This window comes from Streptomyces sp. ME19-01-6 (assembly GCF_033793745.1).
Taxonomy (GTDB): domain Bacteria; phylum Actinomycetota; class Actinomycetes; order Streptomycetales; family Streptomycetaceae; genus Streptomyces.
Map to the genome: position 1 here is coordinate 50,184 of NZ_JARAXF010000016.1, position 11,101 is coordinate 61,284.

Annotated in this window: 10 protein-coding genes; 4 read left to right on the forward strand and 6 right to left on the reverse strand. The window is 73.1% G+C overall.

Going from position 1 to position 11,101, the window contains the following annotated elements; genetic code table 11:
• The first annotated feature begins 12 nt into the window (after positions 1-12).
• Positions 13-1,305 (forward strand): FAD-dependent monooxygenase, encoded by a 1,293-nt coding sequence (locus PV419_RS29980; protein WP_319694288.1) that lies wholly within the window; start codon positions 13-15, stop codon positions 1,303-1,305.
• The gene (locus tag PV419_RS29985) at positions 1,272-1,895 is read left to right on the forward strand and encodes an antibiotic biosynthesis monooxygenase family protein (RefSeq protein WP_319694290.1); all 624 of its coding nucleotides are present in this window, start codon (positions 1,272-1,274) and stop codon (positions 1,893-1,895) included. Before PV419_RS29980 ends, PV419_RS29985 begins: the two co-directional genes overlap by 34 nt.
• A 78-nt stretch (positions 1,896-1,973) precedes the next feature.
• Here PV419_RS29985 and PV419_RS29990 read toward each other — a convergent pair whose 3' ends face one another.
• Genes PV419_RS29990 through PV419_RS30015 form a run of 6 tightly spaced genes read right to left on the reverse strand, consistent with a single transcriptional unit; the run spans position 1,974 to position 8,845 of the window.
• Positions 1,974-3,161 (reverse strand): nucleotide disphospho-sugar-binding domain-containing protein, encoded by a 1,188-nt coding sequence (locus PV419_RS29990; RefSeq protein WP_319694292.1) that lies wholly within the window; start codon positions 3,159-3,161, stop codon positions 1,974-1,976.
• A 9-nt stretch (positions 3,162-3,170) separates the two neighbouring features.
• Complete coding sequence (locus PV419_RS29995) at positions 3,171-4,736, reverse strand: MFS transporter (RefSeq protein WP_319694294.1); 1,566 nt, start codon at positions 4,734-4,736, stop codon at positions 3,171-3,173.
• Positions 4,733-5,941: a nucleotide disphospho-sugar-binding domain-containing protein gene (locus PV419_RS30000; protein ID WP_319694296.1), complete on the reverse strand. Its 1,209-nt coding sequence runs from the start codon at positions 5,939-5,941 to the stop codon at positions 4,733-4,735. Before PV419_RS30000 ends, PV419_RS29995 begins: the two co-directional genes overlap by 4 nt.
• Complete coding sequence (locus tag PV419_RS30005; RefSeq protein WP_319694297.1) at positions 5,929-6,243, reverse strand: phosphopantetheine-binding protein; 315 nt, start codon at positions 6,241-6,243, stop codon at positions 5,929-5,931. The genes PV419_RS30000 and PV419_RS30005 overlap by 13 nt, the downstream gene beginning before the upstream one ends.
• A gap of 20 nt (positions 6,244-6,263) precedes the next feature.
• Positions 6,264-7,823, reverse strand: a complete 1,560-nt coding sequence (locus PV419_RS30010) for a class I adenylate-forming enzyme family protein (protein WP_319694299.1) — start codon at positions 7,821-7,823, stop codon at positions 6,264-6,266.
• Positions 7,814-8,845 (reverse strand): ketoacyl-ACP synthase III family protein, encoded by a 1,032-nt coding sequence (locus PV419_RS30015; RefSeq protein WP_319694300.1) that lies wholly within the window; start codon positions 8,843-8,845, stop codon positions 7,814-7,816. The genes PV419_RS30010 and PV419_RS30015 overlap by 10 nt, the downstream gene beginning before the upstream one ends.
• A 178-nt stretch (positions 8,846-9,023) precedes the next feature.
• Between PV419_RS30015 and PV419_RS30020 the strand changes: the two genes are divergently transcribed.
• A complete protein-coding gene (locus tag PV419_RS30020; protein WP_319694301.1) occupies positions 9,024-10,136 on the forward strand; it encodes a glucose-1-phosphate thymidylyltransferase in 1,113 nt (370 codons plus the stop codon).
• Entirely contained in the window at positions 10,133-11,101 is a 969-nt protein-coding gene (gene rfbB / locus PV419_RS30025) for a dTDP-glucose 4,6-dehydratase (RefSeq protein WP_319694302.1), read from the forward strand. Before PV419_RS30020 ends, rfbB begins: the two co-directional genes overlap by 4 nt.

The window sequence follows — 11,101 nt, forward strand, 5'->3', positions numbered from 1 at the left end:
AAGGGAGCGCAGGTGGCCGAGGAGGAGTTCGACACCGATGTGTGCGTGGTCGGCGGCGGCCCGGCCGGGCTGGTCCTGGCGCTGCTGATGCTGCGCTCGGGGGTGCGGGTGACGGTGCTGGAGCGCTCGCGTACGCACCACCGGGAGTTCCGCGGCGAGATTTTGCAGCCCGGCGCGATGGCGCTGCTGGACGACCTCGGCGTGCTGGCCGGGGCCCGGGCGCGCGGCGGACACGAGCACGACCGGTTCCGCCTGATCGAGGGGGACCGGGTGCTGCTGGAGGCCGACTACCGGCTGCTGCCCGCTCCGTACGACCATCTGCTGAGCATCCCGCAGGCGCATGTGCTGGACGAACTGCTCGAGCACTGCGTGGGCTTCACCGGTTTCCGGTGGCTGGACGGGCGGCGGGTCGGCGGCCTGGTACGCCGCGAGGGGCGCGTGGCCGGCGTCACCGCCGCCGGGCCGGTGGGCCCGTGCACCGTACGGGCCCGTGTGGTCGTCGGCGCGGACGGCCGCTACTCGCGGATCCGGCGGCTGGCGGGCATCGGGGCGGGGCGCACGGAGGCCTTCGACCACGATGTGCTGTGGTTCAAGCTCAAGGAGAGCGAAAACCGGAGCCAAAACGCGGGCGTCGAGCCGCTCCTCCGCGATGTGCGGGTGTTCCGCGCCGGCGGCAGCCCCGTGCTCGTCTACGCCTCGTGGCCCGACCGCGTGCAGGTCGGCTGGACCCTGCCGCACAAGGGGTACCGCGACATCGCCGGGCAGGGACTGGACCACGTCAGGGACGAGCTCTGCCGCGCCGTGCCGCCGTACGCCCACCTCATCCGCGAACAGATCCGCTCGCAGGGCGACCTCAGCCTGCTGGACGTCTTCTCCTCGCGGGCCGAGCGCTGGGCCGACGACGGGCTGGTGCTGATCGGCGACGCCGCCCACACCCACAGCCCGATCGGCGCCCAGGGCATCAACCTCGCCGTCCAGGACGCGGTGGTGCTGCACCCGGTCCTGGTCGGCGCGCTGGCCGCGGGCGACACCAGCGCGGCACGCCTCGGGGCCTTCGAGGAGCGCCGGAGCCCCGACATCGCGGCCGTCATGCGGCTGCAGGCCCTGCAGAGCAAGGCGATGCTCTCGCAGGGCGCCTTCGCCACCCGGGTGCGCCCCCGGTTCGCGCGGGTGCTGCGGCATACGCCGCTCTACCGCAGGGTCCTCCACCGCATCGCGTACGGCAATCCGTCGATCCGAATCTCGGACGGCTCGGAAGAAAGGGTTATGTCATGCCGGAGAAGAAGCACGGCCCCGCCCCTGTGACGGTGGTCGCCCGCTTTGTGCTGACGGACAGGCACAAGGAGGACACGGACGCCTTCGCGGAGGCATTCGACGGCTACCGCGAATACATGACGACCCAGCACGGCTTTTGGCGCACCTCGCTGCTGAGGTCCCCGGACCATCCCGACCGGCATGTCATCGTCACCGAGTGGCGGGACAACTCCGCGTACAAGGCCGCCGTCATGGTCCCGGACTTCCTCCTGCTCACCGCCGCCGGGCTGATGGAACTGGCCGACCTGGTCAACGACCACGGTCCGGTGCTGGCCTCGGCCCCCGCGTCGGAGGCGGATGCGGCGGGGGCGGTCGGCGAAGGGGTCGGGCAGTACTGCGTGGTTGCCTCCCATGAGCCGGGCGACGAGAACCCGCCGGCGGCACGGCTCGACGCCGCGTCCCGCCGTGAGGGCTTCGTCTCCGGCTCGGTCATCGCCTCCGACCGCCGCAAGGGCGGCCATGTGAGCCTGATGCGCCTGCGGGACGCGGAGGCGGCGCGGGCCGGTGCGGGACCGGAGGGGGAGATCTACGAGGTGATCGCGGAGGCGTCCATGGAGGGCGCGGCCAGCCGCGCGGCCTGACCAGCGACCACTGAGGGCCGGCCCCGCGGGGCCGGCCCTCATACGTGTGCCCGGCTTGCACGTTTGGACGCCGCTGCCTCAGACCGGCTGCAACTCGGTCAGCCGCTCCAGATCGGCGACGACCCGCGACGGCACCGGCATCCGCTCCATGTCCTGCCGCAGCTCTCCGGCCGCCTTGGCGTAGCCCGGCTCGGACAGCAGCGTGGTCAGGGCCTCGCGCAGCACCTCGGGGTCGTCCTGGCGGGCCGCGTCGTCGATGGTGATGCCCGCGCCGACCGTCGCCAGCCGGTCCCCGGTGGCGAACATGCAGGCCAGCTGCGGCAGTACGAGCTGCGGCAGGCCGAAGGCCGAGGCGGTGAGCGCGGTGCCCGCCCCGCCGTGGTGGATCACCGCCGCACAACTGCCCAGGAACAGGTGCAGCGGGGTGGGGGCGATGATCCGTACGTTGTCCGGGACCGGGCCGAGCTCCTCGCGGTATTCCTCCTCGACGGTCGCGACCGCCTCGAGGTCGGGCAGCCCCTCGAAGGCGCGCAGCACCTGCCGCAGATGCGGGACGCCGTTGAGGATGAGGGTGCGCAGCCCCATGGAGACGGCCACCCGCCGGGGCCGGGAGCCGGCCCCGGCGATGTTCTCGTCGCGCAGCCAGTCCGGCATGACACCGCTGCCGTTGGCGGGTACGTACCGGATCGGGGTGCCCGGCTCGGCGGTGGGGAGCTGGAGCGCTGGCGGGCAGGGGTCCAGCAGCACGGTGGGGTCGGGCAGCCCGTCCAGGCCGAGGCGCTCGCACACCCCCTGGAGGGCCAGGCGCGCCGCCGGGCGTGCGGGGCGGGTGTACGGATCGACGCCCCAGCGGTAGTGCGCCACCGGCACGCCCAGCACCCCGCCGAGGATCGGCGCGGTGTACTCCAGCAGATCGGAGACGATCAGGTCCGGGCGGTAGGCGCGGGCGAAGTCGAGGTAGTCGGGCAGCAGGTACTTGGTGTGCACCATCCACATCCGGGCCGCCCCGGCCACCTGCTCCGACGCCGGGCGGCCGAGCGACTCGACGAGCCGTTTGCCCTCCGGGAGGCCGCCGAGCAGCAGGTCGTCGACGTGGAACCAGTCGCCGATGCTCACGGCGCTCAGCCCCGCCGAACGGGCCGGGCCCATCACATCCGGCTGCCCGGCCACCAGCACCTCGTGTCCCGCACTGCGCAGCGCCCAGGCCAACGGCACCAGGGGGGCGAAGTGGGAGGACACGGGGGTGGACATCATCAGGACGCGCATCTGCTCTCCTCAGGTGGACGGTTGCGGGGCGTCCGCGGTGGAGGTGGGTGGGGTGGAGGTGGGTGTGGGGGTGGCGGCGGGTGTGGGGGTGGCGGCGGGCCGACGATCCGGGGCGCTCAGCCGTACGTCCGGGATGAGGAGCGCGAGCACGAGGCCGGCCAGCATCACGCCGGCGGCGCACCGGAACACAGTGTCGGTGGCCAGGACGTAGGCGTGCACCGTGTGTGCCGGTCCCGGGCTTCCGGAGTAGCCGTGCTCCAGGACCGCACCGAGCACCGCCGCGCCGCACGCCTTCCCCAGCATCAGGAAGAACCGGGTGCCGGTGGTGATGACGCCGAGGCTGCCGCAGGGCGCGGCCGCCTGGGCGGTCTGCAGAACGACCTGCACGACCCCGCCGAGCCCGATGCCGAGCAGCACCAGCAGCAGTCCGAGCGTCAGGTCGGAGGTGTGGGCGTCGACCGTGCCGAACAGGGCCAGGGCGAGCGCCGCGATGCCGGTGTTCACGACGAGCAGCGGCTTGTAGCGGCCGAGTCGGGTGATCACCAGCCCGGACACGCCCATGACGATCATCACCCCCGCGGCCACCGGGGCCAGCCGCAGCCCCGCGTCACCCGCCGGCACGCCGCGGGCGATCTGCAGATACGCGACGATGAACAGGGGGGAGGCCAGTACCGCGAAGCCGCCGATGAACTGCAGCGGGGCGGCGATCCGGAAGACGGGGTCACGGAAGAGCGACATCGACAGGATCGGTTCCGCCACCCGCGTCTCCCACCAGCAGAACAGGACGAGAAGGGCGATGCTGGCCGCGCCCAGCGCGAGGATCGGCATCGAGGACCAGGCGTAGGGCCCACCGCCCCACTCGGCCACCAGCAGCAGCCCGGTGGCGCCCGCCGTGACCAGCGCCGCGCCCGTCACATCCACACGGCGGCCGGTGGTGCGGTGCGGCAGTCGCAGGGTGGCCAGGGTGATGGCGACGGAGACGGCGCCCAGCGGCAGGTTGACGTAGAAGATCCAGCGCCAGGACAGATGCTGGGTCAGAAAGCCCCCGAGCAGCGGACCGGCGAGGATGCCGAGGGCCACCAGACCGCCGCCCATGCCCATGCCACCGCCGCCGCTGCCCTGCCGGGGCGGGTAGACGGTGGCGAGGATGATCAGCGTCAGGCTCATCAGCCCGCCGCCGCCCAGGCCCTGAACGGCGCGGAAGGCGATCAACTCGCCCATGTGGGTGGCGGTTCCGCACAGCGCCGAGCCGAGGAGGAAGACCAGGACGGAGAAGAGGTAGACCCGCCGGGGGCCGAGCGTGTCGCTGAGCTTCCCGTACAGCGGCTGGGACGCGGTCGCGGCCAGGGCGTAGGCGGTGACCAGCCACGGGATGGCGCCGACGCCGCCGGCCGGATCCAGGTCCTGGGCGATCGGCCAGGCGGCGGTGGCCACGATGTTCTCGTCGAGCAGCGAGAGCAGCATGGTCAGCAGGGCGCCCAGCGAGAAGAGGTGGATCTGCCCCTCGGTCATCGCGGGCGGGCCGGTCATCGCGGGCGGGCCGGGCTTCGGCGGCGGGGCGGGCTCCGTGCTCATGATGCGGCGGCGAGGGCCGGGGCTGGGGCGGGGGCCTGGCCGGTGGCCGTCGCGACGAGCTGTTCGAGGTCCGCGGCGACCTGTGCGGGCGAGGGCATGTTCCGTACCTCGTCGGCCAGTTCGGCGGCGGCCCGGCGGTGTGCGTCGCCCGTGAGCAGGGCGGTCACCGCGGCGCGCACCCGCTCCGGGTCGTCCTGCGCCGCCGCGGTGTCCAGACTGATCCCGGCGCCCGCGGCGGCCAGCGCGTCACCGACGGTGAACTGGTCCAGGAGCTGGGGCAGGACGAGCTGGGGCAGCCCGGCGGCGGTCGCCGTCAGCGCGCTGCCGCAGCCGCCGTGGTGGACGACCGCGTCACAGGTGTGGAGGAACAGGTTCAGCGGGGTGGGGTCGACGACGCGTACGGCGGAGGGCACCGCGCCCACCTGGTCCCGGAAGCGGGGGTCGACGGTCACCACGGCCTCGACGTCCGTGCCATCCTCGAACGCCTCGAGCACATGGCGCAGCAGGGGCAGCCCGTTGGTCACCAGGGTCTGCCGGCCCAGGGTGACGCATACGCGCCGGGCGGCCCGCCGCTCGGTGACCCAGGCCGGCCTGGTGCCGACGCCGTTGAACGGCACGAACCGGATCGGTGTGCCGGGGGCGGCGTCCGGGTCCTGGAGCGTGGGCGGGCAGGGGTCCAGAATGGCGTGTGGCTCGGGCAGACCGTCCATGCCGAGCCGGCGGCACAGCCCGTCCAGGAAAATGGCGGCGATCGGCCGGGCCGGGCCGGTCAGCGGGTCGACGCCCCAGCGGTGGTGTACGGCGGGTACGCCCAGGGCGCCGCCGATCATCAGCGAGGTGTAGTCGAACTGCTCCCCCACGACCAGGTCGGGCCGCCACTCGCGGGCCACGTCCAGATAGGCGCGGACCAGGTAACGGGCGTGGGTGGCGTACACCTTGGCGGCGCCGGGCAGGACCTCCTTGTTGTTCCGGCCCAGGGCCTGCAGCGGCCGGATGCCCGGTGGCAGGTAGGGCAGCACCGAGTCGTTGCCGTAGTACGGGGCGCCGACGCTGACGCTGCTCAGCCCGGCCGAGTGGGCCGTCTTCTGGATGTCGGGCTGCCCCATCACCAGCACCTCGTGGCCCGCGGCCAGCAGCGCCCAGGCGAGCGGGATCATCGGGGCGAGATGGGACGGCGAGGGCGTGGTCGTCATCAGGACGCGCATGTGGGCTCCTCGCCGGGCGCGGGCGCGGGGGCGGGGGCGGGGGCGGCGCGCTGCGCGGTGAGCACCCGCCACAGCGCGGCGGGGGTGGCGAAGGTCTCCCCGCTCAGCGCGGCGTCGGGGAAGTCCACGCCGTAGGCCTCCTCCAGGCGGACCAGGAGTTCGACGGTGGCCATGGAGTCGAGCCCGGCCGTCTTCAGGTCGAGGCCGGGGTCGAGCGGCGCGTGGCGGGAGTGCTGTGGCAGGACACCGAGGACCAGACCCTCGAACTGCCGCTCCCAGGGGATGGAACGGTCGGAGTGCATGGCTGTTCTCTCTTCTCTGTCTACTGCTGGGGGGTGTGGAGCATCTGCCGCAGCCGCTGCTTGTCCGTCTTGCCGTTGGGGGTGAGCGGGAGCGCGGCGACGACCCGGCAGACGGCCGGGACCTTGGAGCCCTCCAGCCGTTCGCCGAGCGAACCGAGTACGCGCTCCGGCGCGAGTTCGGTGACGGCGAAGAGCGTGAGGTCCGCGTCCGGGCCGGGAGGGAGCACGGCGGCGGCGGTGACCCCGTCGATGTCCAGCGCCGCCGCCTCGATCTCCAGCGCCCCGGTCAGTACGCCGCGCCGCTTGAACAAGTCGTCGCGGCGCCCGTGGAAGTAGAGGTGGCCGTCCTCGTCGAGGTGGCCGAAGTCGCCGGTGTGCAGGGTCACCTCGCCGGTCGGCCGATCCGTCACGAACCTGGCCGCGGTGAGCTCCGGCGCGCGCCAGTAACCCCGCATGACGTGCGGGCCGCGGACCGCGATCTGCCCGGTGCGCCCGGCGGGCAGCGGCTGTCCCGCGTCGTCCAGGATGACCACGTCGGTGCCCGGCAGGGCGGTGCCGACGGAGCCCGGCCTGGCGAGGTCGCCGTCGGGTTCGAGCACGGTGATCCGTTTGCACTCGGTGATGCCGAACATCGGCGCCACCGCCGCGCCCGGGAACGCCCGCCGCAGGCCCGCGACGAGCGGGGAGGTGAGCGCCGCGCCGGTGTTGGTGAACAGCCGGACGGGAGGGGCGTCGGCGGAGCGCTCCCGGCCGGCCAGCCGGAGCAGCATCTCGGCGAGCGAGGGCACCACCGGGACGACGGTGACGCCGTGTTCGCGCAGGGCGGCGTGCAGCCCGACGTGGTGGTCCGGTTCGGTCAGGACGGCCTCGGCGCCCGCGAGCACGGACAGGAAGATCTGGTAGAGGCCGTAGTCGAAGGACAGCGGGAGGGCGGTGAGCACGACGTCGTCCGCGCGGTAGCGGAGCCGGGAGGCGATGGCCCGGGCCGCGAAGAGGACGGAGGAGTGCGGGCACATCACCGCCTTGGGCGCGGCGGTGGAGCCGGAGGTGTAGATGAGCAGCGCCAGATCGTCGGGCGACACCGGCGCCGCCGCACAGTCGACGGTGGTGTCCGGCGGCCGCCGCAGCGCCGGCGCTTCTACACGCCGCCACACCGCGTCCAGCTCGTGGACGGGGCGGTCCGTCACCTTCCGCAGCGTCGGAAGCGTCGCGGGGTCGTCGGCGCGGGCGACCACGAGCGCGGGGTCGCAGTCGCCTGCCACCGTGGTCAGATGGAACGGCCGCATCGCCGGATTGACCGGGACGAAGACAGCCCCGTGGCGCACCGTGCCGAACAGCATGGCGGCGAACTCCCGCCGGTTGCCGACCCGGACCAGCACCCGCTCGCCGCGCCGTACGCCCCGCTCGTCCAGCCAGGCCGCGAACGCCCTCGCGTCTTCGGCGAGCCGGCGGTAGGTCCACGCGCCCGTACGGTCCCGGACCGCCCAGGCGTCCGGCCGGGCCGCCGCGGCCGTCTCCAGCAGGGCGTGCAGGGTGCCGGACGGGGCCCGGGGCGGGTTCGGGGCGGCGGTCAGGTCCACTGCGGGACCTCGGTGATCTCCAGGAGCGCGGTGGTGCAGGTGAAGCCGGAGCCGCCGCCGAACAGCAGCACCCGATCACCGGGCCGGACGCCGTCGGTCTCCACCAGGTGGGCCAGGCCGGCCGCCAGGTCCCCGCCGCCGATGTGGCCCGTGGTGCGCCCGTACTCCCAGGTGGTCTGCCGCTCCTCCACACCCAGCAGATGGTGCAGCTGGTACTCGCCCCTGCGCCGCCCGGTCGCCGGGATCACCACCCGGGCCAGGTCGGAGGAAGGCACCCGGGCGGCGGCCAGCGCCTTGACCTTCGCCTGCAGCATCACCCGGGCGTGCCGCAGTGCGGCCTCGTCCTCGTCGTGTTCGGCCTTGTACTGGCGGGACCGGCGGGTCAGGTCGAGCGGGGTGTGGGCGGCCGGGGACACCGGATGGAACGGCTCGTCGCCGCGCGCCATCGGCTCCAGCGAGTTGTCGGCGACGGTGGCCGTGGACAGCAGCCGGGCGAACCCGCCCTGGCGGGAGAGGACCATGGCGGTGGCGCCGTCCCCGTACACATGGTCCTCGTGCAGGGACCACCGGTCGACCCCCGGGCCGTCCCAGCGGTCCGCGGTGGTGAGCATCACCGCGGAGCCGCGCGCCCCGGCGGCCAGGTGGGTCGCGGCGAGCTCGATGCCGCCGACGCCGATGTTGCAGCGCTGCTGCACATCCAGCGCGGGGACGGTGCGCCCCACGGTGCGCTGCGCGATGTACGAGCCGACCGGCCAGACGTCCAGGCCCTGGAACCACAGGCTGCCGTGCAGCAGCAGCCCGAACTCCTTGGGGGCGATGCCGGAGCGCTTGAGCGCGGTCTCGGCCGCGTGCACGGCCATGTCCGGCGGGGCGATCCGGTCGGGGGCGACGAGCACCGACCGATAGCCGAAGACCTCGCACCGCTCCTCGGTCAGCTCCCCCGACCGTACGGCGGTCTCCACGGACACCGGTTCCGGAAGCCAGGTGCCGACCGCGGCGATGTGGATGTTCTCCCAGCGCATGGACTCTCTCTCCTCCGACGCCGCACACGATGTGCCGAACCGGGGAGATGGTCGGCAATGTGGCTCAAGTCGGACTGGAAGTCCGGTACATGGCAGACCGGCGGCGGGGTTCACCGGTCTTCGAGGGGTCCTCGACCGGGCGCTCACATGCTCGCGCTGTCCGCTAAGGAGGACTTACATGAAGGCTCTCGTGCTGTCCGGTGGGTCGGGGACCCGCCTGCGCCCGTTCAGCTACTCGATGCCCAAGCAGCTCATCCCCATCGCCAACAAGCCGGTCCTCGAACACGTCCTGACGGCCATCCGCGACATCGGCGTCACGGACATCGGGATCGTCGTCGGCAACCAGCTCCGGGCGATCTCGGGAGCGCTGGGCGACGGTTCGGCCCTCGACGTGCGGATCACCTACATCCAGCAGGCCGAGCCGCTGGGGCTGGCCCACTGCGTCGCCATCGCCCGCGACTTCCTGGGCGACGACGACTTCGTGATGTACCTCGGCGACAACATGCTTCCGGAAGGGGTGGCGGCGATCGCGGCCGAGTTCCGCGCCAGGCGGCCCGTCGCGCAGGTGGTGGTGCACAAGGTCCCCGACCCGCAGGCGTTCGGGGTGGCGGAGGTGGGGCGGGACGGCTCGGTGCTGCGGCTGGTCGAGAAGCCCGCGCTGCCGCGTTCGGATCTGGCGCTGATCGGCGTCTATTTCTTCACCCCCGTCATCCATGAGGCCGTCGCCGCGATCGCGCCGAGCGCGCGCGGCGAACTGGAGATCACCGACGCCATCCAGTGGCTGGTCGCCCGGGGCGAGCGGGTACGGGCCAGCGAGTACTCGGGTTACTGGAAGGACACCGGCCGGGTCGAGGACGTCCTGGACTGCAACCGCGAGCTGCTGCGCACCCTCACCCACTCCGTGGCGGCGGACGTCGACGAGGCCAGTGAGATCACCGGCCCGGTCGTGGTCGAGTCCGGCGCCCGGGTGGTGCGCTCCCGGATCGAGGGGCCCGCGATCATCGGCGCGGGCACGCTGGTGGAGGACAGCCACGTGGGGCCGCACACCTCGGTGGGCAACGACTGCGTGCTGCGCGGCACCCGGCTGGACGACTCGATCGTGCTGGACGGAGCCTCCCTGTCCCGGGTGCGCGGGCTGTACGGCTCGGTCATCGGCCGCTCCGCCGCCATCGCCACCGTCCCGCCCCCGGAGGCCGGCCCGGACACGGGCATCACCCTCGGCACGCGGATGGCCTCGAGCCGCCACCGGCTCGTCGTCGGCGATCACACCCGTATCGAGGTGGCCGCGTGAGGGTCCTGGTCACCGGCGGCGCCGGCTTCATCGGCTCGACCTACGTCCGCACCCTGCTCGCCGACGGCTACCCCGACTGCGCGGGCGCCCACGTCACCGTCCTGGACAAGCTGACCTACGCCGGACACCGGGACAGCCTCCCGGCCGCCGATCCGCGCCTGACCTTCGTACGCGGCGACATCTGCGACGCCGCGCTGCTGAGCGACCTGCTGCCGGGCCACGACGCGGTGGTGCACTTCGCCGCCGAGTCGCATGTCGACCGCTCCCTGGAGGCCGCCGCCGACTTCGTGACCACCAACGCGTGCGGCACCCAGATCCTGCTCGACGCCTGCCTGCGCGCCCGCGTCCCCCGGGTGGTGCACGTGTCCACCGACGAGGTCTACGGCTCCATCGAGCACGGCTCGTGGACCGAGGAGTGGCCGCTCGCGCCCAACACCCCCTACGCGGCGTCCAAGGCGGCCTCCGACCTGATCGCCCGCGCCTGCTGGCGCACCCACGGCCTCGATGTGTCCATCACCAGGTGTTCCAACAACTACGGCCCGTACCAGCACCCCGAGAAGCTCATACCGCTGTTCGTCACCAACCTCCTGGAGGGCAAGGAGGTCCCGCTCTACGGCGACGGGTCGAACATGCGCGAGTGGCTGCATGTCGAGGACCACTGCCGAGCCATCCACCTGGTGCTCAACCGAGGCCGGGCGGGCGAGATCTACAACGTGGGCGGGGGCAACGAGTACACCAACGCCGCCCTGACCTGGCGGCTGCTGGAACTGTGCGGCGCCGACGGGCACATGGTGCGCCACGTCCCGGACCGCAAGGGGCACGACCTGCGCTACTCCCTCGACGAGACGAAGATCCGGGACGAGCTGGGCTACGCGCCGCGCGTGCCGTTCGACACCGGCCTGGCCGCCACCGTCGCCTGGTACCGCGACAACCCGGGCTGGTGGAAGGGGGTGACGCGCGGATGA

Coding starts and splice junctions, on each gene's coding strand:
- PV419_RS30020 (WP_319694301.1), top strand. CDS start 9,024: ATGAAGGCTCTCGTGCTGTCCGGTGGGTCGGGGACCCGCCTGCGCCCG.
- PV419_RS30000 (WP_319694296.1), bottom strand. CDS start 5,941: ATGCGCGTCCTGATGACGACCACGCCCTCGCCGTCCCATCTCGCCCCG.
- PV419_RS29990 (WP_319694292.1), bottom strand. CDS start 3,161: ATGCGCGTCCTGATGATGTCCACCCCCGTGTCCTCCCACTTCGCCCCC.
- PV419_RS30015 (WP_319694300.1), bottom strand. CDS start 8,845: ATGCGCTGGGAGAACATCCACATCGCCGCGGTCGGCACCTGGCTTCCG.
- PV419_RS29995 (WP_319694294.1), bottom strand. CDS start 4,736: ATGAGCACGGAGCCCGCCCCGCCGCCGAAGCCCGGCCCGCCCGCGATG.
- PV419_RS29985 (WP_319694290.1), top strand. CDS start 1,272: ATGCCGGAGAAGAAGCACGGCCCCGCCCCTGTGACGGTGGTCGCCCGC.
- PV419_RS30005 (WP_319694297.1), bottom strand. CDS start 6,243: ATGCACTCCGACCGTTCCATCCCCTGGGAGCGGCAGTTCGAGGGTCTG.